Source organism: Rhizobium sp. KNZ2-6A (assembly GCF_056755475.1).
In genome coordinates, this window is sequence record NZ_JBNDIC010000025.1 from 1 (window position 1) to 20,957 (window position 20,957).

Below are 20,957 nucleotides of genomic sequence, written 5' to 3' on the forward strand. Positions count from 1 at the left end.
TCCAGGCCTTGGCGTCCGCCTGCAGCTGCTGGATATCGAAGACACCGTTCGGATCATGGGCGATGACACCGTTCGGCATGCCGTTCTCGCGGATCCATGCGGTCAGCGCGCGCGTGTCGATGCCGCAGAGGCCGATGATGCCGCGCGCTTTCAGCCATTGGTCGAGGTGCTTGGCGGCGCGATAGTTCGAGGGATCGGTGATATCGGCCTTGAAGATGACGCCGACGGCACCGTGGCGGGCGGCGGGTGTCAGATCTTCGATATCTTCGTCGTTCGTGCCGACATTGCCGATATGCGGGAAAGTGAAGGTGACGATCTGGCCGAGGTAGGAGGGATCGGTCAGGATCTCTTCGTAACCCGTCAGCGCCGTGTTGAAGCAGACTTCGGCCTGGACCTTGCCGGTCGCGCCGATGCCCTTGCCTTCGATCACGGTACCATCGGCGAGAACGAGGAGGGCAGTCGGCTTTTCAGTGGTCCATGGGGCTGTGGCGGTCATAGTCATCCCGTTTCCGGCGTCGAGCGCGGCCTTGAAGAGACCGGCGGTTCCGCCATGTTTGTAGCAAGGTACAGCCGGCGACGCGCGTCACGGCTTGAGATCTTCCTATCGATCTAATGTGCAGGTGATGGACATAGCTAAACAAGGCGAGCCGGTCAATGCGCGCTTTTGCTTTCCCATCAAGGAATTCGGGCTCTCGGGCGCAATTGCATTGATCGACCCTGTTGGTCTAAGAGACAACAACATGACACAAGTGGCCGGATCGATCCTCGCCGGCCTGCTTCAAGGAGTTAAAGACATGATCCGCGAAACCCTTTCCAACGCCCAGAAGGACGCCATGAAGGCAAGGGATACGGCGAGGCTTTCGACCGTTCGTCTCATCCTTGCGGCCATCAAGGACAAGGACATCGCCAATCGCGGCCTCGGCAAGGAGCAGGCGAGCGAGGATGAAATCCTGCAGCTGCTCGCCAAGATGATCAAGCAGCGCGAGGAATCGGTGAAGATCTATATCGACGGCGGGCGGCCCGAGCTGGCTGACAAGGAACGCGAGGAAATCGCCGTCATCCAGGGTTTCATGCCCGAACAGCTTTCCGAAGAAAAGGTGCGCGAGATCTGCGTCGCGATCGTTGCGGAACTTGGCGCGCAGGGCCTGAAGGACATGGGCAAGTGCGTGGCCGCCCTGCGCGAGCGCTACGCCGGCCAGATGGATTTCGCGAAGGCCTCGGCTATCTTGAAGGAATTGCTGAAGTAAAATTCTGCTTCACCCTCGGCATGCCGGTCCGCCGCAGGCCGAGGGTGTTTTGCCAGGCGGCGTCTATGATGGCGAATTTTCCCACCTGATAATTGCAATATTCCTGGATGAAACAGTTGGCCAGCCAGAGCTGGCTCCGTCCCGAAGGTCCCGTCCATCCGACGCTTTGCATTTTTATGGCCTTGTTCATGAGCCGCTTTGCATTGGTTCTGGAGATGAGGAACCGGCTGCAGAGGTCCGTGAAGGCAACCCGCCCGATGATCGTTTTCTGCGTGGTCGGGTTGATCATCCCGACGCGGGAAATCAGGTAGTCCATGATGATGCCGCCGGAATTTGCCCAGGTGAACAGATTAAAAGTTTCTCCTGGGTGGCGCAGGTCGTCACTCTCGATGATGCCGACGGAGATTTCGGGCTGCAGCAGGCCGATGAGTTCCGGTTGTTTGTCAAACAGGGCGTTGCGTTTGCCGCCATCCAATCGGTCCAGCACGGAGAGATGAATGCTGACCCACTTCGCAAGCTGCTTTGCGGCCGCTTCCGTGGGCTGCATCGGCCGTGCCCGCCGATCGGCCGCGGCGGGCAGATAGCGTAGGAAGCCGAGTGCCAGCATCTCCCGAATGAAACTGAGCGCCGTATTGCGGCTGGCGATCTCATGCTCGACGATATAATGGGCAAAACGGCTGGCATGGATGCCGGGCGGCTCGCCGTCGATGCCGCCGCAATGGAGACCAAACCCGGCGAGCGCCATCAGCCAGCGCTGCTGCGAAGAAAAAACAGAGCATACACGCTGATTTTCATCATAAGTGGATATTATTTCTCTAGTATAACTGAGGATTTCCGTGAAAAAATCAGGGTCTTGAGCAAGTTCCTTTGCGGATAAAGACATGTAGCCGTCTCCGTTGAACTGAGCAAAATTCTAAAATGTCTGAGTAGATAATCGTTAAGATCGCATATGCGAAGATAATAAAAGATATTCATCGAGATTGTTGCGTCAAGATACTCACGCATGCGGAACCAGAATGTTTCCGCAACACAGCTGATTGCTCTTGTTTCGTGAAATTGGGGGTGGCCCGAAATTAGAGAAGGCAGGAGCTGGGGGAGCTCCTGCCTTCTTGCGCTTTGCAGGCGTTTGATGACGCAGGGTGGGGCCCAAAAATCAAACGTCTTTTGCAAAGGCACTCAGGTGGGGCGGCGCCGGGGGTAGGGATGGTGCCCCACCTGAGTATCTGGTGAACTTATCTGAGGATCCTGACTTCCTGGGGCAGGGCCAATGCCTGCGACGGCAGTCCGGACATTTGAATCTTTACGCCTGCCGTGAGAGCAGGGACCTTCATATCCGCCGGCAACTGATATCCAGCACCGGCATAGAGTACATTCTTGTCGTCAGCGCCGCCGGTCATCGTGGCCGAGCTGTAGGTAGCTGTGGCGAAGACGGCTGCGGCTGCCAAGGGTACGATCAGAATGCGCATTTCCTCTCCTAAACTGAAAGCCCTGTACTGTTGGCTTTCCGTTCGTCGGAGCGTCTCGGCATGTCGCGTCGCGAAGCAGTTCTTCGCCGGCTTGTCTCGCCCCGTGAGAAGGACGCTATTGCGCCGCACATCAACAATCAAATTACAAAAAAATAATGTTTGGCTTACGAACAATGCCGTAAATGCGCCGCCGGAGAGTGTCGCCTATGTGCAGCTCTTTTGCACCCATTGATTGTCCATTGCGTGTGTTTTGCTTGCGCGGATCGACTTCAGGCTGTGCAAGTCTTTGCTTTCTCGTGGATTTTCGCGTACCAACCAGTTACTCAGTCGCTCACTGAGAGGTCGAATCCTCCCTGCGGAGGAGGCAATTGCTTTATCTTCCGAGGGTCGGATGCGGCATTCGGGGCGCCTGAAGAAGAGGCGAAAGCGGATGGCTGTTCACGGAGTTGTGATCGCAAAGGTGGGAAGGCAATCTCTGGTAAAGGCCTGTGAATACCGTGTGTGGATATCCAGGCAGCGTGGCAATGCCTCTCATTCCTGTTTATATGGGGCAAGCCAGAGGTAGCCATGCGATTTTCCAATACGTTTCTCGACGAGATTCGCGACCGCGTCTTGATTTCGGACGTGATCGGTCGTCGTGTGACCTGGGATCGGCGCAAGACCAATGTGCCGCGCGGGGATTATTGGGCTTGCTGCCCTTTTCATGGCGAGAAATCGCCGAGCTTCCACTGCGAGGATCGCAAGGGGCGCTATCATTGCTTCGGCTGCGGTGTCACGGGCGACCATTTCCGTTTTCTCACCGAGCTGGAGGGTTTGAGCTTTCCGGAGGCGGTGCAGCAGATTGCCGATATGGCCGGCGTTCCCATGCCGGTTGCCGATCCGATGGAGGCCAAGCGCGAAAAGGAACGCACGTCGCTGCTCGATGTCATGGAGATGGCGACTCAGTTTTTCCAGGATCAGCTGCAGACAGCCAATGGCGCGCGGGCGCGGGCCTATCTGCGTGATCGCGGCCTCAGTGGGCGCACCATCGAGACCTTCCGCCTGGGATATTCGCCCGACATCCGCAATGCGCTGAAAGAACATCTCGCCGGCAAGGGCGTGCTGAAAGACCAGATGGAGGCCTGCGGCCTCGTCGTGCATGAGAACGTGCCGGTCTCCTACGACCGCTTTCGCGACCGCATCATGTTTCCGATTCTCTCTTCCAGAGAAAAGGTGATCGCCTTCGGCGGCCGCGCCATGTCGGCCGATGCGCCGGCGAAATACCTGAACTCCAACGAGACCGAGCTCTTTCACAAGGGCAATGTACTCTACAATTTCACGCGCGCGCGCCGTGCTGCCCAGGGTGCCGATGGCGCCGGCACCATCATCGCCGTCGAAGGCTATATGGATGTCATCGCGCTGCATCAGGCCGGAGTCGAGAATGCGGTTGCGCCACTGGGTACGGCGCTGACCGAGAACCAGCTCGATCTTCTCTGGAAGATGACGCCGGAGCCGGTCCTCTGCTTCGACGGCGATGGCGCCGGCATCCGCGCCGCCAATCGTGCCGCCGATCTGGCGTTGCCGCATATCAAGCCGAACCGCACCGTGCGCTTTGCGCTGCTGCCTGACGGCAAGGATCCGGATGATCTCGTCCGGCATGACGGGCGCCCGCCCTTCGACAAGGTGCTGGCGCAGGCAAAGCCGCTGGCCGATCTGATATGGGCGAGGGAAGCCGGGAGCGGCACGTTCGAAACGCCGGAAGCGCGGGCGGAGCTGGAAGCGCGGCTACGGCGCATCGTCTCCGTCATCGCGGATGAGGATGTTCGCCGTCACTATCAGCAGAACATGCGCGAGCGGCTGAGCGGATTGTTTCAGCCGCAATTCCAGCGAAACGGTGGCCAGCAGGCGCGCGGCTTCTCGCGCGACGGCAATGGCCGCTCTTTCGGCGGTCGCGGCGGACAGGCGCGCGGTGCTCCGCCAATGCCGACGACGGCATCCGATCGCTTACAGCGTTCGGCCATGATCAAGGGACATCAGGATATTCCGAGTCTTCGCGAAAGCGTGCTGGCTTTGACCATCGTCAATCATCCGCCGCTGTTGCAGGACGAATATGACGAGATTGCCGCGATCGATTACGAGAGCCGGGAATTGCAGCGCCTGTGGTCGGCGGTTCTCGGGATCGCGGCCGCCATGGTCGGGCCGCAATTCGTCCGCGAGCGATTGGTCGAGCAATTGGAGGAGCAGGGCTTCGGCGTCTTGCTGAAGAGCCTCGACCAGCAGGTCCGCAATGCCCGGCTGTGGACGGCGACCGAGGAGGCCGCCATGGAAGACGCGCGCGAAGGCTACCGCCAGGCGCTCGCGCTTCACAAGCGTTCCAAGGCGCTTCGGTGGCACAAGATCGAATTGCAGGGCGCGATTGCCGAGGCAACGGAAGACGGTGACGGCGAGCTGATCGAGCAGCTGATGCGCGCCTTGCAGGAAGTTCAGCTCGAAGCGATAAGGTTGGAAAATCAGGAGGCGATCATCGATGGCTTCGGCGTGCTTTCCGGCCGCGTCAAAGGTGCCGCTGGAAAATAGGGAATAGATGCCACAGCCTGAAAGACAAGAGCCGCAATTTTCCGCAGACGACGTATTGTTCGGCGACCGCATGGATGCGCCGGCGCCGCTCGATGTGCTGAAGCGCGTCTACGGTTATTCCGCCTTTCGCGGCAAGCAGCAGCAAGTCGTCGAGCATGTCGTTTCCGGCGGCGATGCGGTCGTGCTGTTTCCGACCGGAGCCGGAAAATCGCTGTGTTTCCAGATCCCAGCCCTTTGCCGCGAAGGTGTCGGCATCGTCGTTTCGCCTTTGATCGCCCTGATGCGGGATCAGGTAGAGGCGATGAAGCAGCTCGGCATCCGCGCCGCCGCCTTGAATTCCTCACTGTCGCGCGAGGAGGCGAGCGAAGTCTATCGCGCTATTTCCGCAGGCACGCTCGATCTTCTCTACGTGACGCCGGAACGCATCGCGACAGAGGGCTTCCGCCAGATGCTCGGCAAAGCCAGGATCGCGCTTTTTGCGATCGACGAGGCGCATTGCGTCTCGCAATGGGGGCATGATTTCAGGCCGGAATATCGGGATCTGGGCAGGCTCGCGGAGCTTTTTCCCGGCGTGCCTCGCATCGCGCTGACGGCAACGGCCGATCCGCATACACGCGACGACATCATCGAGCGGCTGGCTCTCGACAATGCCAAGGTCTTCACCACCAGCTTCGACCGCCCGAACATCGCCTACGAGATTGTCGAGCGCGATCAGCCGCGCCAGCAATTGCTGCGCTTTCTCGATGGCCATCGCGGCGACAGCGGCATCGTCTATTGCCTCTCGCGCGCCAAGGTCGAGGACACGGCCGAATGGCTGAACGGGCAGGGCATTCGCGCGCTTCCCTACCATGCCGGCATGGACCGGTCGCTTCGCGACGCCAACCAGGATGCCTTTCTGAAAGAGGAAGACCTGTGCCTGGTGGCGACGGTGGCCTTCGGCATGGGCATCGACAAGCCGAATGTGCGCTATGTCGCCCATCTCGATCTGCCGGGTTCGGTGGAGGCCTATTATCAGGAGACGGGCCGCGCCGGGCGTGACGGCTTGCCCTCGAATGTCTGGATGGCCTACGGCATGGCAGACGCCATCCAGCGGCGGCGAATGATCGATGAGGGCGCCGCGTCCGAGGAGATCAAGCGCGTCGAGCGGGCGAAGCTCAATGCGCTGCTCGCCATTTGCGAAACGGCTGGCTGCCGGCGGCAGTCCATCCTCGCGCATTTCGGCGAAGCGCATGCCGGCGGTTGCGGCAACTGCGATACCTGCCTCAAGCCCGTGGAGACCTGGGATGGCACGGAAGCGGCGATCAAGGCACTCGCCGCCGTTTATCGCACCGGCGAGCGTTTCGGCACCGGCCATGTCATCGATGTGCTGATGGGTACCGTCAATGAGAAGACCGAACGTTTCGGCCATGTCGACATGCCGGTCTTCGGCGCCGGAAAGGAGATCCCCTCCCGCACCTGGCAATCGATCTTCCGGCAATTATTGGCGAGCGGCTTCATCAGCATCGATCACACCGCCTTCGGCGCCATGAAGCTCGAGGAGCAGGCTAGGGCGGTCTTCAAACGCGAGCGGCAGATCTTCTTCCGCAAGGATCGGCCTGAACCGGGCCGTCGCAACAAGAAGGCAGGCCGACAGGAGCGGCAGGCGCATGGGCTTTCGGGCGAGGCGCAGATCCTCTTCGATGCTTTGCGTGCCGAGCGTACCAGGATTGCCAAAGAATTGGGCGTGCCGCCCTATGTCGTCTTTCCGGATACGACCCTGATCGCCTTTGCGACCGAGCGGCCGAAAAACCGGAAGGATCTGCTGGGGATATCGGGCGTTGGGCAGTCGAAGCTGGAGCGCTATGGAGATGCGTTCCTCTCTGTCATCGCGAATGTCGCCGGGCGGTGATATCGTTCGGTCGCCTATGAAATCGCTGCGGTCTTCCCGCTACATCCGCACGGTCATCCCGCCATCGACGGTCAGGATATGGCCGTTGACGAAGGAGGCCGCGTCGCTGGCGAGGAACAGCGCGGCACCCGCGATTTCGTCCGGTCGTCCCCAGCGCTGAACGGGGATGCGTTGGCGCACAAAGGGTATCAGCTCTTCATTCGCCGCCATCGCGGCGTTGGTTTCGGTTGCGAACCAGCCTGGGGCGATGGCATTGCTAGTGATGCCATGCGGGCCAAATTCTACGGCCATGCTCCGCATGAGGCCGGTCAGCCCTTGCTTGGCAGCGGGATAGACGCAGTCGCCGGGCATGACGACCTGCCCACTGATCGAGGTGATCGAGATCAGCCGCCCATGATTGTTTCGCTTCATCAGGCGGGCGGCATCGCGCGAAAGCATGATCGAGGCTGCGAGATCCGTGTTGAGCAACGCGAGGATCGCCTCGTCGTCGAAGTCGGCCAGGGAACGCCTGTCGCGGGCGCCGACATTGTTGATCAATATGTCGAGTTGATTGTGATTTTTCTCGATGTCGCTGATCGCCGCGCGCTGTGCTTCGCGGTCGGCAATGTCGAAAGCAGCGGTTTCGGCGGAGCCGCCAGTTGCTTGAATGGCTTCCACGGCGTTGTCCAGCGTTGCGGCCGTACGTCCATTGACGATGACATGCGCTCCTGCGTCGGCAAGTGCCTTCGCCATTTCAAAGCCAAGACCTCGTCCGCCGCCGGTAACGAGAGCCACTCGTCCCGCGAGGGAAAATCTATACAATAAACTCATGGATTTCGCCTTATCACATAATGAAGGTCGATCTCTCGCATAATAGTGGACTCAGTCAAGTAATTTTTGCAATGGGGATCGACGAGACCGGGCCTGGAAGTTGCGCGTGTCCGGCTCATTCCGACAGATAATATCGAACCCGCACCCTATCGTGCGGACGCCACGGCGTTGCGCATTTTTGCCGCTGCTGGATGCAGCAAGAGGCCCAATCCTATGTTATTTCTTGGTTAGTCAGGCACTGTGACCAGCATTGGAATGCGACAATGACCTCAGAATTCCTATCCCATCTGCGCGGCGAACTTGCCGGCTTGAAAGAAGCCGGGCTCTTCAAGGCCGAGCGCGTCATTACCTCCAAGCAAGCCGGTGAAATCGCTGTCCTCGGCGGCGGGCGCGTCCTCAATTTCTGCGCCAACAACTATCTCGGCCTGGCGGACAATGATGAGCTTGCCGAGGCGGCAAAGCAGGCGCTCGATCGCTATGGCTACGGCATGGCCTCGGTTCGCTTCATCTGCGGCACGCAGGAAGAGCACAAGCAGCTCGAAGCACGGATTTCGGCTTTCCTCGGCATGGAGGCGACGATCCTCTATTCCTCTTGCTTCGATGCCAATGGCGGGTTGTTCGAGACGCTTTTGTCGGAAGAGGACGCCATCATCTCGGACGCCCTTAATCATGCCTCGATCATCGATGGTGTCCGTCTTTCCAAGGCGAAGCGCTTCCGTTACGCCAATAATGATATGGCGGCGCTGGAGGAGGAGCTGAAGAAGGCCGAAGGGAGCCGCTTCAAGCTGATCGCGACCGACGGCGTGTTCTCCATGGATGGCATCATCGCCAATCTCGGTGGCGTCTGCGACCTGGCGGAGAAATATGGCGCGATGGTCATGGTCGATGACAGCCACGCGGTCGGCTTCGTCGGCGCGCATGGTCGAGGATCGGCCGAATATTGCGGCGTCGAGGGCCGGATCGACATTATCACCGGCACGCTCGGCAAGGCGCTCGGCGGCGCTTCCGGCGGTTATACCTCCGCCAGAGGTGAGATCGTCGAGTGGCTGCGGCAGCGCTCGCGTCCCTATCTGTTCTCCAACACCTTGGCACCTGTCATCGCCGCAGCATCGCTGAAGGTCTTCGATCTGATCGAGAATGGCGCCGACCTGCGGGCGCGGCTGAAGGGTAATGCCGAACTTTTCCGCAGCGAGATGACGAAGCTTGGCTTCACGCTGGCCGGTGCCGATCACGCGATCATACCGGTCATGCTCGGCGATGCGAAGCTCGCGCAGGACATGGCGGCGCTGATGCTGCAGAAGGGCGTCTATGTCATCGGCTTTTCCTTCCCCGTCGTGCCCAAGGGCCAGGCGCGCATCCGCACGCAGATGTCGGCCGCTCATTCGAAAGCGGATGTCGAAAGAGCGATCGCGGCCTTCGCGGAGGCCGGCAGAGAACTTGGAATCATTTGAATTGGTTGGAGAGAGCCGATCATGTCGAACATGATGAAAGCGCTGGTCAAATCCAAGCCGGAAGTCGGGCTGTGGATGGAACATGTTCCGGTTCCCGAAGTCGGGCCGAATGATGTTCTCATTCGGGTCAAGAAATCGGCGATCTGCGGCACGGATGTCCACATTTGGAACTGGGACCAATGGGCGCAGAAGACCATTCCCGTGCCGATGGTCGTCGGCCACGAATTTTGCGGCGAGATTGCCGAAATCGGCTCGGCCGTCACAAAGTATCATGTCGGCGAGCGCGTTTCCGGCGAGGGGCACATCGTCTGCGGCAAATGTCGCAATTGCCGCGCCGGCAGGGGACATCTCTGCCGCAACACGCTCGGCGTCGGCGTCAACCGTCCCGGCTCCTTCGGTGAATTCGTCTGTATTCCCGAATCCAACGTCGTGCCGATCCCCGACGATATCCCGGATGAAATCGCCGCGATCTTCGATCCGTTCGGCAATGCGGTCCACACCGCGCTCTCCTTCGATCTGGTCGGCGAGGATGTGCTCGTCACTGGCGCTGGGCCGATCGGCATCATGGGGGCGATGGTCGCCAAGCGCTCCGGCGCGCGCAAGGTCGTCATCACCGACATCAATCCGACCCGGCTGGCGCTTGCCCGCAAGGTCGGTATCGATCACGTCGTTGACGCTTCCAAGGAGAACCTCGCCGATGTGATGAAATCCATCGGCATGACCGAAGGCTTCGACGTCGGTCTGGAAATGTCGGGTGCGGCTCCCGCCTTCCGCGACATGATCGACAAGATGAACAATGGCGGCAAAATCGCCATTCTCGGCATCGCGCCGGCCGGCTTCGAGATCGACTGGAACAAGGTCATCTTCAAAATGTTGAATTTGAAGGGCATCTATGGTCGCGAGATGTTCGAGACCTGGTACAAGATGATCGCCTTCGTGCAGGGTGGTCTCGATGTATCGCCAGTCATCACCCATCGTATAGCTATCGATGATTTTCGCGATGGCTTCGAAGCCATGCGTTCAGGCAACTCCGGCAAGGTTGTAATGGACTGGAATTGATGCCATTTGAACGCAATTCCGGTGTCGGCAATACCTGCCGATGCCGGAAATGTGAGGCTTTGTTCAGCATGCTCTTGTCATCGTGCGGGGACTTCCTAAATACGGGAAACAATTGATTGCGGCGCGCTAAGCCTGTGGATAAGGCTTTTTCGCGCATTAAACGGGCTTTTTTGCTGGAAAAGCTTGACGAGAACTAAAATTCTGGGAATCACCGTTTAACTTCGGAAAGAACGGTAAACTGGAGCAAGCGGATCACCTAATATCATGGCCGGAAATCCAAACGCAATCCAGCTTTGCACTCCGGTGGCGGTGATCGTGGTTAATCGGGCATTAAAGGTCATTCCGTTAGGTGTTCGTCGGTGAATCGCGGCTGGTGCAGGGCGCGCCAGTCAGAGTGAATGTTTCACCGCGTGTAAGTTTGCAGCGTCAGGGAAAGCGACGATATAGAGATGGCAACCAAGGTCAAAGAGAACGAAGAAGCTGAAGTCGAACGCGACGGCACCTCCGACGGCCCGCTTCTCGATCTTTCCGATGACGCGGTCAAGAAGATGATCAAGGCCGCGAAGAAGCGCGGCTACGTGACGATGGACGAGCTCAATGCCGTCCTGCCGTCCGAAGAGGTGACATCCGAGCAGATCGAAGACACGATGGCAATGCTGTCGGACATGGGCATCAACGTTATCGAAGATGAGGATGTCGAAGAAGCCGGCGCCGCGCCAAGCGATGACGACGATGCCGGCGGCGACGACGACAGCGAAGGCGGCGAACTGGCGCCTTCCACGGGTTCGGCGCTTGCCACCGCCAAGAAGAAAGAGCCGACCGACCGCACGGACGACCCGGTGCGCATGTATCTGCGCGAAATGGGTTCCGTCGAGCTTCTGTCGCGCGAAGGCGAAATCGCGATTGCCAAGCGCATCGAGGCTGGCCGCGAAACCATGATCGGCGGCCTCTGTGAGAGCCCGTTGACGTTCCAGGCGCTGATTATCTGGCGCGACGAACTCAACGAAGGCACAACGCTGCTGCGCGAGATCATCGATCTCGAAACCACCTATTCCGGTCCCGAGGCCAAGGCTGCGCCGCAGTTCCAGAGCCCCGAGAAGATCGAGGCTGACCGCAAGGCTGCCGAAGAGAAGGAAAAGGCACGCCGTGGCCGCGCGCCGTCCGGCGACGACGACATCACCAATGTCGGGGGCGAAGGCCTGCCGATCGAGGAGGAGGAAGAGGACGAGGACGAATCCAACCTCTCTCTCGCTGCGATGGAAGCCGAGCTTCGTCCGCAGGTGATGACGACGCTCGATATCATTGCCGAAACCTACAAGAAGCTGCGCAAGCTGCAGGATCAGCAGGTCGAGCAGCGCCTGTCGGCTTCCGGCACGCTGTCTTCTGCACAGGAGCGCCGCTATAAGGAACTTAAGGATGAGCTGGTCAAGTCGGTCAAGTCTCTGTCGCTGAACCAGAACCGCATCGACGCGCTTGTCGAGCAGCTCTACGACATCAACAAGCGTTTGGTTCAGAACGAAGGCCGGCTGCTGCGTCTTGCCGAATCCTACGGCGTCAAGCGCGACAGCTTCCTGGAGCAGTATCAGGGTGCCGAGCTCGATCCGAACTGGATGAAGTCGATCGGCAATCTGGCTGCTCGTGGCTGGAAGGAATTCGCCAAGGCCGAGAACACCACCATTCGGGATATCCGCCAGGAGATCCAGAACCTTGCGACCGAAACCGGCATTTCGATCTCCGAATTCCGCCGCATCGTTCACATGGTGCAGAAGGGCGAGCGCGAAGCGCGTATCGCCAAGAAGGAAATGGTCGAAGCCAACCTGCGCCTCGTCATCTCCATCGCCAAGAAATACACCAACCGCGGCCTGCAGTTCCTCGACCTCATTCAGGAAGGCAATATCGGCCTGATGAAGGCGGTCGATAAGTTCGAATATCGCCGCGGCTACAAGTTCTCGACCTATGCCACGTGGTGGATTCGTCAGGCAATCACCCGCTCGATCGCCGACCAAGCGCGCACCATCCGCATTCCGGTGCACATGATCGAAACGATCAATAAGATCGTTCGCACGTCGCGCCAGATGCTGCACGAAATCGGCCGCGAGCCGACGCCGGAAGAACTGGCCGAAAAGCTCGCCATGCCGCTCGAAAAGGTGCGCAAGGTTCTGAAGATCGCCAAGGAGCCGATCTCGCTCGAAACGCCTGTCGGCGACGAAGAAGATTCGCATCTCGGCGATTTCATCGAGGACAAGAATGCGCTTCTGCCGATCGACGCCGCCATCCAGGCGAACCTGCGCGAAACGACGACCCGCGTTCTGGCATCACTGACGCCGCGTGAAGAGCGCGTGCTGCGCATGCGCTTCGGCATCGGCATGAATACCGACCATACGCTCGAAGAAGTCGGCCAGCAGTTCTCGGTTACGCGCGAACGTATCCGCCAGATCGAGGCCAAGGCGCTGCGCAAGCTCAAGCATCCGAGCCGCAGCCGCAAGCTCAGAAGCTTCCTCGACAGCTGAGTTGCATCGGCAGCTTATGAAATCAGGCCCGGTTCGTGAAAGCGAGCCGGGCTTTTTATTGACGATATGGCCATCAAGGGAAGGGGCTGATCATGGCAAGCAAGCCGCAATTCATGGAAACATCCATCCCTGCTCGCCTGTGCGATCTGTTGGCGGGATATGAATGGCGGCAGGATGCGCTCGGCCGTTCCTCTGCACATGTCTTTGGGCTTGAGGCCGCTGGACGCGCACAGGTCTATCTCAAGACCGAGATGGTCGATCCTCTGGGTGAGCTGGCCGGCGAGGTTGCCAGGCTGCGATGGCTGGCCTCGCAGGGCCTTGCCTGCCCGGGAATCATTGCTCACGAGAAGGACGACGAACGCGAATGGCTTTTGATGGGCGCGCTTCCCGGCGGCGATCTCGTCAGCGCGGAGCTGGTGTCGCCGCTGGAGCGTGTGCGGCTTCTCGCGGACGCTTTGCGGCGATTGCATGCCATCGACATCAACACCTGTCCTTTCGACCATCGATTGGAAAACAGGATATCCGAGGCGAAAGCACGCTTGCTTGCCGGCCGTGTCGATGAGGATGATTTCGATGAGCAGAGGCTCGGACGAACCGCACAGGATCTGTTCCGGGAGCTTGAGGAGCGGCGACCGGCGATGGAGGATCTCGTCGTGACGCATGGCGATGCCTGCCTTCCGAATTTCGTAGTCGATCGCGATAGATTCAGCGGCTATATCGATTGCGGCCGTCTCGGCGTTGCCGATCGGCATCAGGATATCGCGCTTGCCTGCGGCAGCATCGAATACAATTTCGGAAGGGAATTGGTTGCCGAGTTTTTGAAGGCCTATGGAAATTTCGAACCGCAGGCGGAAAAAATGGCTTACTATCGGCTGCTGGATGAATTCTTTTGACGGTGGATGAGCCTGTCTTCGCCAGATGTGATCACGCAGGTTTGTTTTTGCGCCATTGCGGATCGCGCGGCGGCCTGACAAGTTCGATTTGGACAGATGCCTCTTTCGCGGCGTGTTGTCGGATACCATATGTCAGCGGCTTGAACGTCGTCTGATCTGTTTACCGGCAAGGATCGAATGAATCGATGTGCAATTTCCTCTTGATTGCTTTCTCTTCGCGCGCCATCTGCTGAACGATGGAAAGGCTTGCGGAAAAACGGGAAAAGGAGATGAGGCCGGGCTTTGTCCTGTCGATCCTTCTGCACGTCCTGTTTGTCGCGATTTTTCTATTACCGCTACTGCCGGCACCGCCGCAGGCAAAGCCCGAGCAGAGCGTCAATGTCGAGCTGGTGCCGCAGCAGGAGGAAAGGCAGGAGCTTGCGACGAAGGCGAACGAGAAGCCCGACCAGCCTCCCAAGCCGACGCCGAAACCTGACGAGAAGCCGGCGGAGCAGACGGCCGAAGCCAAAGAGGAGCCGCAGCAGCCTGAGGGAAAGAAGGCGGACGAGCAGCCGCCAAAGCAATCCGATCCCAACGGCAAGAAGCAGGCGGAGAAGCCCGTATCCAAGCCTGACGAGACCAAGGCTGATAAGCCGATAGAGCAGGCGAAGTCTGAGCCCAAACCTGATGATCCCGGCGCTGACAAGCCCGTCGAGAAGACGGAGCAGCAGCCCTCTGCGACCGAGACTCCGCTTCCGGACATGAAGGGCGATCAGAAGGACGCAAACACCACGCAGCAGACGGACGCTTCGGAACAGTCGAAAGACGATACCCCTCCAACACCTCCGAACGATGCTGCGGCTGAACAGCAGGCGGAGGCTCAGGCGGCTGCGCAGGCTGAGGCCCAAGCCCAGGCGGCACAACAGGCGCAGGAAGCCCAACAGCAAGCTGACGCCAAGGATCAGCAAGCAAATGCTGCCCAACCGCCGGCAAGCGACTCGGCCGCTCAAGCCTCTTCCACCGCACCCGATGTCCTGGCGACCAATCAGCCTTCGGATTCGCAGGTGCAGCAACCGCAAGCGTCGTTGACCGATCCCAATAATTCACAGCTACAAGCGGCCGCCCAAGCGCCGTCATCCGATCCGCAGCAGCAGTCTCCGGCCGAGCAGGCTAAGGATGAGGCGAAAGACCCGCCGCAGATTGTCGTTCCCACGGTCAGGCCATCGCTGGCACAGCAGAGTGCTGACAGTCAATCTGCTTCGAGCAGCCAGGGCAGTCTGACTGAAGGCGGCACAGCATTGGTTACCGAGCCCCCGCGGCCTGAATCTCTTGTGCCGAAGCGGGCTGTTCAGGCTAAGAAGCTCTATTCGGGTGCCGAGATGGCCCGCTTGTCGAAGAGTGATTATGACGCCTGGAAGAAATTGCCACGGCGTGATCGGGTACGATATCTCTGCAATTCTGAGGAGCTGTTACAGTTTCGTCATGATCTCGGTGCGGTAGGCTATAATAACTCCGCGCTGTCCTCGGCAATGCTCTCTGATGTTAGCTTGTTTGGCGATGGGGTTGCAGTTCAGGCGCCCAATGGCTGGCGGAGAGTTGCATTTACCTGCGAAGTGGATGGCGATGCGCTAAAGGTTGTCGCTTTTTCTTACACGGACAGGGGGCGCATTTCCCCGAGCCAGATGGATCAAGCACGCTTCCTAGGCAATTGAACCTAGAGAAGCGCCCTCGTCGTCGCGTTGAAACAATAGTTTATTCCCAACCCAATCGAAATTCAGTCCATTTCATCATACAATTGCCTGTATCTGCCTGATTCAGTGTCCTCCCATCGCACTTTCCGACGATTCCGATGTCCTCGATTACAGCCGATTCCAGCTCTGCGGCCGCAAGTCGCTCCACCCTGCGTGGCGTCCTTGTGGCATTCGCGTCCTATGCCGTCTTCGCCTTCAGCGATGCGTCGATCAAGATCCTGCATGGGGTGATCCCCTCCTATCAGGTCGCTTTCATCGGCGCGCTGTTCGGCTTTGCCGCCGTGCCTTTCCTGAAGAAGCGGGAGGACGAGTGGCTTGACATGGTGAGGACGTCGAACCGTCCCTTGTGGCTGTTGCGTTTCGTCTGCGGCGCGACGGGCGCCATCTGCTCCGTTGTCGCCTTCACCAAGCTGCCGATGGCGGAAGCCTTTGCGCTGCTGTTTCTGCTGCCGTCCTTTGTCACAATTCTCTCGGTGATCTTTCTCAAGGAAGATGTGCGCTGGCAGCGCTGGACGGCCGTCATTCTCGGTTTCGTCGGCGTGTTGATCGTCCTGCGTCCCGGCTTTCGCGAGCTCTCGGTTGGGCATCTCTGCGCGGCGATCGGCGGCCTTGCGGCGGCAATCTCGATCGTTATCAACCGCGCGCTCGGCTCGAAGGAGAAACGCATTTCGCTTTACGGGGCCGGCCTCTTCGGAACGCTCATCGTCAGCGGCTTTCTCATGCTCTCCGAAGTCATGATGCCCACGCCGACACAGTGGATATTTCTGGCAAGCTACGGCCTGCTTGGCGCCGTCGGCAGCGTCTTGCTGTTGAATGCCGCGCAAATGGCGCCCGCCAATCTGGTCGCGCCGCCGCAGTACAGCCAGATGCTCTGGGCGATCGCCTTCGGCTACCTGTTGTTCAACGACAGCATCGATATGCCGATGGCCATTGGTATCGTTTTCATCATCTTCTCCGGCCTGCTGACACTGGCGCGGGAGCGCAAGCGCGGCACGCCGCTGCCACCCGCTGTCGCCGGCAACACGCAGGCGGCACTGGTGACGGCAGAGGATGACAAGGCAGCCGGAGGCACGTGAGCCTTGCTTCCTGGTTGCGAGCGCGCAATCATTGCCGTTCAAAGGAGATGATACGCGCCGTTGCCATCGCTGCAGCGATATCGGGGGCATGGGAAGGCGATATGGATGAAGTCCGATCAGTTCAGGATATATCGTTCCCACGTCGTTGGCATCGAGGCGGTCAGTGCCGAAACGGGCCACAGCTTTCCCAAGCATACGCATGATCAGTTCGGCATCGGCATTATCGAGGCGGGCGCACAGGCTTCGCTCAGCGGGCGAGGGATGGTGCGGGCCGAGGCCGGGGACATCATCAGCGTCAACCCGAACGAGGTGCATGACGGCATGCCTGTCGGCGAGAGCCGCGCCTGGTCCATGCTCTATTTCGATCCTCGGCTGATCGACGATCTGTTGCGCGACATCGGCGAGGGCCGGTTTGGAGCGGCGGAATTCCCGTCGCCCGTCATCCGCGACAGTGAGACGGCTGCGTGTTTCAAAACCCTGTTTTCGCTCATGATAAGTGGGCCATCGCAGGACATGCTCTTGCGCGATGGTTTGCTGCTGTCGCTTGTGGCCGCCGTGATGCGCGAAGGGCCAGGCAGTTCGTGTGACGTTGCGGTTCCCACGGCCATCAGCCGTGCACGAGATCTGATCGATGACGAGCCTGCCGCCCCTTTGACCCTTGCTCAACTCGCCGATTTGTGCGGTCTGAGCCATTTCCAGTTCCTGCGAGCCTTCACCAAGGCAACGGGGCTCACGCCCCACGCCTATCTCCTGCAGCGTCGAATTCAGGAGGCTCGGCGATTGATTGCCGCCGGCACATCGCTGGCGGAAGCGGCCTTTGCCAGCGGCTTTGCCGATCAGAGCCACATGACGCGCCTTTTCGTCCGCAACTTCGGCCTTTCGCCGGGCGCCTATGCCGCGGCTATTGGTTGAGACGTCTGCAATTTTGTTCAAGACCGGACGATGATGACGGGGCTTTCTACGGCGCCAAGCAAAATCATGTAGAAGGAGATGCCCATGTTTTTCCGTCATTCGAACGAGATGTGGAGCGAGTTTCCCGAATTGGTTCCGGGCGTGCTATTCGCCGACGGGATCAGTTCCAATGTCGACGTCGCGGATCGTGTCGCGCGATATCATGCGATCGCCGCCGACCGGCTGGCGCAGGGCAGCGAAAGTGAGATGCCGGAAATACAGGCCTGGCGGCGGACGTTTTCGAAGATGGGATTGAAGCCGACGCAATATCGCTGTGCGTCTGAGGCGCTGCTTCGCCGCTTTCGCCAGGAGGGATCGCTGCCGCGATTGCATCCGCTCGTCGATCTCTGCAATGCCATTTCGATCGCCTTCGCCGTTCCCGTCGCCGTTCTCGATCTCGCGAAAATATCCGGTGATCTCGAAGTGCGGCATGCCGACGGCAATGAAAATTATCTGACATTTTCCGGCGAGACGGAGCACCCGGAATCGAGAGAGGTGATCTTTGCGGATACGGCGGGGCAGGCACATGCCCGGCGCTGGACCAATCGGCAGAGCGGCCTGTCCGCGGTGCGTGACGACACAAGCTCGGTGCTGATCGTCGCCGAGGCGATGCACGATGCGGCTGGAAGCGACGTTCCAAGGCTGGTCGGCGCCATTGCGGCGGAGCTCGCCGTCGTGTGGTCGATCACGGCCACACAGGCGCTTCTCAGCTCGTCTTCACCGGGATTTGATCTGTCATTTGCAGCGAATTTGGAATGGCGACAAAAACGCGGTTGACAAGCCGCGAGTTCAGGCAGAGCAGGGGCTCCGATAGAATTTCGAACGATTGAAAAGCAAGTCTCCGCGCATCCGCGCAGGCGGACGAAGAAAGCCAATGGATACCCTGCAGACTCAAGACCGGCCGAGCGTGCTCGGGCACTCTGGCTACCGTTCCTTTGCGGCATCGCGCGTCTTCTCCTCGATAGGCTTTCAATCCGTGACCGTCGCCATGGGCTGGATGATCTATGACCAGACCCACAGCGCCTTTTTCCTCGGGCTCGTCGGGCTCTGCCAATTCCTGCCGATGGTCATCCTGACCTTCGTCGTCGGCCATGTCGCCGATCGGTTCGATCGGCGACGCATCGGTCTTGCCTGCCAGTTGATCGAGGCGCTGACTGCATTGGTATTGGCGGTGGCTGTCTGGCAACGCTGGATAGGTCCCGCCGGGATCCTGGCCGCCGTCGCCGTCATGGGCGCGGCAACGGCCTTCGAGCGCCCGACAATGGCGGCGCTGCTGCCCAACATCGTGCCGTCCTCGCTGCTGCAGGTGGCCATCGCCACCTCCACCTCGATGATGCAGACTGCCTTCATCATCGGCCCGTCGCTTGGCGGCCTGCTTTATGGCGTCAGCCCCGTTGCGCCTTTTGCCGTTTCGGCCGCGCTCTATGTCATCGCCAGCATTAATGTCATCTCGATCCGCCTGGAGCAAAGACAGGCTTCGTCTCGCGAACCGATGACGCTGAACTCTGTTTTTGCCGGCGTCTCCTTCATCAAAAGCAGACCGGTCATGCTGGGCACGATCTCGCTCGATCTCTTCGCCGTCCTGCTTGGCGGCGCAACGGCGCTATTGCCGATGTTCGCGCGCGATATCCTGCATGCCGGCCCGTGGGGGCTTGGCCTCCTGCGCGCCGCGCCGGCGATCGGGGCGCTGGCCATGTCGATCTGGCTGGCGCGGCGGCCACTGCAGACGGATGTCGGCAAGAAGATGTTGTTCGCGGTGCTGATTTTCGGGGTCGCCACCGTCGTCTTCGCGCTCTCGAGCAATATCCTGCTATCCGTCGCCGCGCTCTTCGTTGTCGGTGCATCCGATACGGTCAGCGTTGTCGTGCGCAGTTCGCTGGTGCAGCTTCTCACGCCGGATGCCATGCGCGGCCGCGTCAATGCCGTGAATTCGCTTTTCATCGGCACGTCCAACCAGCTTGGCGAATTCGAGTCCGGCATGCTTGCGAGCGTGCTTGGACCGGTCTTGACCGGCATTGTCGGTGGCCTCGGCACCATCCTGGTGGTGCTGCTCTGGATGCGGCTTTTCCCGGATCTGACCAGGGTGAAGACGCTCAGGGGCTAACGGCTTTTGGCGTTTCGATGTACTTGCGCAAGGCCGTCCAGCCCAACATCACGCAACAGATGCCTGTTTGCCGGGGGCAAGAGGTCGCGCTTGCTGTTGCCTTTCGAAGGCGGCCGTTTTTCACCGCTTTGTTGGAGCAAGAGCCGGGTGATCCACGGCTTGCAGCAGTTATCATGAAAGATACTCATCTGATCTCGACCTTAAAACTTTCGAGAATTGACAGATGCACCTGAAATGGCACCGTGTATAATGAAGCCTTGCGCTCGAATACATGCGAGATTTTCATGGGAAAGAGACCGCTTCCACCGCTGTCCGTGCTGCAGACATTCTGTGCGATCGCCGAAACCGGTGGCTTCGGTCGCGCCGCGGAACGGATCGGGCAGACGCAGACGGCCGTCAGCCATCAGCTCGCGCAGCTCGAAGGATGGATCGGAGGGCGGTTGTTCGACCGTGGTCGAAACGGCGCGAGACTGACGCCGCTGGGGGCTCGGCTGCGTCCGGCAATTGCTGGCACGATTTTCGAACTGGAAACAGCGCTCTACCAGGCGCGCGCGAGTGTTTCGGTTCGCAGCGTCGCCGTCTCGGTCACCCCGGAGTTTTCGAGCCAGTGGTTGGCGACACGCCTGCCGGATTTCTGCCAGCGTTACCCGGAAATCGAGGTGAAAATGGCTGTCGGTTACCAGCGTCCGGATTTCCAGCCGGGCCGTATGGACTTGGCGATCTGGCTCGGCCGCGCTGAAGCCGGGCTTGTCCAGGAGGAATTGCTGACGGACGAGGAATTCGTGGTCAGTTCACCGGCGCTTTCGGGGCGACTGCCGCCGCGCTGGGCCATAAAAGCGGCGCCGTTGCTGCGCTATGCGGGCATGCGGCATACGATACTGGATTGGCAGCGCTGGTATGAGCAAACTACCGGGGAGAATAGCGAAGAGGTTGATCCGCATTTCCATATTGCGCGCGCGGTGGAGGAGGGGCCGTTGTTCGGTTCCCTTGCCGATATGCTGCAGGCCTGCCGGGACGGCGCAGGCTTCGCCCTCGTGCGCAGCTCGCTCGTCGCGCGCGATATTGCCGAGAAGAAATTGGTTCGATGCTTTGTCGAGGTGCAGCCCGCTGCTGTCAGCTACAATCTTCTTTATCCGCCGAATGCCTTGCAGAACCCTTCCGCGGCATTGTTCCGCAATTGGCTTCTATCGCAAACCCGTTCATCCTAGGAGACATC

General features: G+C 59.7%; 17 protein-coding genes. 13 read left to right on the forward strand and 4 right to left on the reverse strand.

The features are described from left to right. Nucleotides 1-496: carbamoyl-phosphate synthase domain-containing protein (locus ACPYOP_RS17900; protein WP_481411712.1), on the reverse strand; the 496-nt coding region annotated here is incomplete at its 3' end. A 298-nt stretch (nt 497-794) separates the two neighbouring features. Here ACPYOP_RS17900 and ACPYOP_RS17905 point away from each other — a divergent pair. Further along, nucleotides 795-1,247, forward strand: coding sequence for a GatB/YqeY domain-containing protein (locus ACPYOP_RS17905; RefSeq protein WP_149634820.1), 453 nt, complete (start codon nt 795-797; stop codon nt 1,245-1,247). Here the strand turns inward: ACPYOP_RS17905 and ACPYOP_RS17910 are convergent. Together ACPYOP_RS17910 and ACPYOP_RS17915 are read right to left on the reverse strand one after the other, a co-directional pair. Beyond that, the gene (locus ACPYOP_RS17910) at nt 1,222-2,130 is read right to left on the reverse strand and encodes a hypothetical protein (protein WP_481411713.1); all 909 of its coding nucleotides are present in this window, start codon (nt 2,128-2,130) and stop codon (nt 1,222-1,224) included. The genes ACPYOP_RS17905 and ACPYOP_RS17910 overlap by 26 nt on opposite strands. 349 nt (nt 2,131-2,479) lie before the next feature. Then, nucleotides 2,480-2,713 (reverse strand): hypothetical protein, encoded by a 234-nt coding sequence (locus ACPYOP_RS17915; RefSeq protein ID WP_481411714.1) that lies wholly within the window; start codon nt 2,711-2,713, stop codon nt 2,480-2,482. Nucleotides 2,714-3,280: 567 nt separating this feature from the next. Between ACPYOP_RS17915 and dnaG the strand changes: the two genes are divergently transcribed. Continuing rightward, nucleotides 3,281-5,269 carry a DNA primase gene (dnaG, locus tag ACPYOP_RS17920; RefSeq protein WP_481411715.1) on the forward strand — a complete coding sequence of 663 codons (1,989 nt, stop codon included), beginning with the start codon at nt 3,281-3,283 and terminating at the stop codon, nt 5,267-5,269. A 7-nt stretch (nt 5,270-5,276) separates the two neighbouring features. After that, the gene (recQ, locus tag ACPYOP_RS17925) at nt 5,277-7,157 is read left to right on the forward strand and encodes a DNA helicase RecQ (RefSeq protein WP_481411716.1); all 1,881 of its coding nucleotides are present in this window, start codon (nt 5,277-5,279) and stop codon (nt 7,155-7,157) included. Nucleotides 7,158-7,196: 39 nt separating this feature from the next. Here recQ and ACPYOP_RS17930 read toward each other — a convergent pair whose 3' ends face one another. Further along, entirely contained in the window at nt 7,197-7,967 is a 771-nt protein-coding gene (locus ACPYOP_RS17930; protein ID WP_481411717.1) for an SDR family oxidoreductase, read from the reverse strand. 263 nt (nt 7,968-8,230) lie between these two features. Between ACPYOP_RS17930 and ACPYOP_RS17935 the strand changes: the two genes are divergently transcribed. The 10 genes from ACPYOP_RS17935 (at nt 8,231) to ACPYOP_RS17980 (ending at nt 20,949) form a co-directional block, all read left to right on the forward strand. Then, nucleotides 8,231-9,418 carry a glycine C-acetyltransferase gene (locus tag ACPYOP_RS17935; RefSeq protein ID WP_481411718.1) on the forward strand — a complete coding sequence of 396 codons (1,188 nt, stop codon included), beginning with the start codon at nt 8,231-8,233 and terminating at the stop codon, nt 9,416-9,418. A 21-nt stretch (nt 9,419-9,439) separates the two neighbouring features. After that, nucleotides 9,440-10,477, forward strand: coding sequence for an L-threonine 3-dehydrogenase (tdh, locus tag ACPYOP_RS17940; RefSeq protein ID WP_481411719.1), 1,038 nt, complete (start codon nt 9,440-9,442; stop codon nt 10,475-10,477). A 449-nt stretch (nt 10,478-10,926) separates the two neighbouring features. After that, entirely contained in the window at nt 10,927-12,987 is a 2,061-nt protein-coding gene (gene rpoD, locus ACPYOP_RS17945; RefSeq protein WP_481411720.1) for an RNA polymerase sigma factor RpoD, read from the forward strand. Nucleotides 12,988-13,079: 92 nt separating this feature from the next. After that, nucleotides 13,080-13,880 (forward strand): APH(3')-II family aminoglycoside O-phosphotransferase, encoded by an 801-nt coding sequence (locus tag ACPYOP_RS17950; RefSeq protein ID WP_481411721.1) that lies wholly within the window; start codon nt 13,080-13,082, stop codon nt 13,878-13,880. 389 nt (nt 13,881-14,269) lie between these two features. Further along, nucleotides 14,270-15,571 carry a DUF930 domain-containing protein gene (locus ACPYOP_RS17955; protein WP_481411722.1) on the forward strand — a complete coding sequence of 434 codons (1,302 nt, stop codon included), beginning with the start codon at nt 14,270-14,272 and terminating at the stop codon, nt 15,569-15,571. A 137-nt stretch (nt 15,572-15,708) separates the two neighbouring features. After that, nucleotides 15,709-16,686: a DMT family transporter gene (locus ACPYOP_RS17960; protein WP_481411723.1), complete on the forward strand. Its 978-nt coding sequence runs from the start codon at nt 15,709-15,711 to the stop codon at nt 16,684-16,686. A gap of 105 nt (nt 16,687-16,791) precedes the next feature. Continuing rightward, entirely contained in the window at nt 16,792-17,598 is an 807-nt protein-coding gene (locus tag ACPYOP_RS17965) for an AraC family ligand binding domain-containing protein (protein WP_481411724.1), read from the forward strand. A gap of 84 nt (nt 17,599-17,682) precedes the next feature. Beyond that, entirely contained in the window at nt 17,683-18,414 is a 732-nt protein-coding gene (locus tag ACPYOP_RS17970) for a B3/B4 domain-containing protein (protein ID WP_481411725.1), read from the forward strand. Nucleotides 18,415-18,511: 97 nt separating this feature from the next. Then, on the forward strand, nt 18,512-19,741 hold the full coding sequence (locus ACPYOP_RS17975) for an MFS transporter (RefSeq protein WP_481411726.1): 1,230 nt from the start codon (nt 18,512-18,514) through the stop codon (nt 19,739-19,741). Between the two features lie 284 nt (nt 19,742-20,025). Continuing rightward, complete coding sequence (locus ACPYOP_RS17980; protein ID WP_481411727.1) at nt 20,026-20,949, forward strand: LysR substrate-binding domain-containing protein; 924 nt, start codon at nt 20,026-20,028, stop codon at nt 20,947-20,949. The last annotated feature ends 8 nt before the right edge of the window (nt 20,950-20,957 follow it).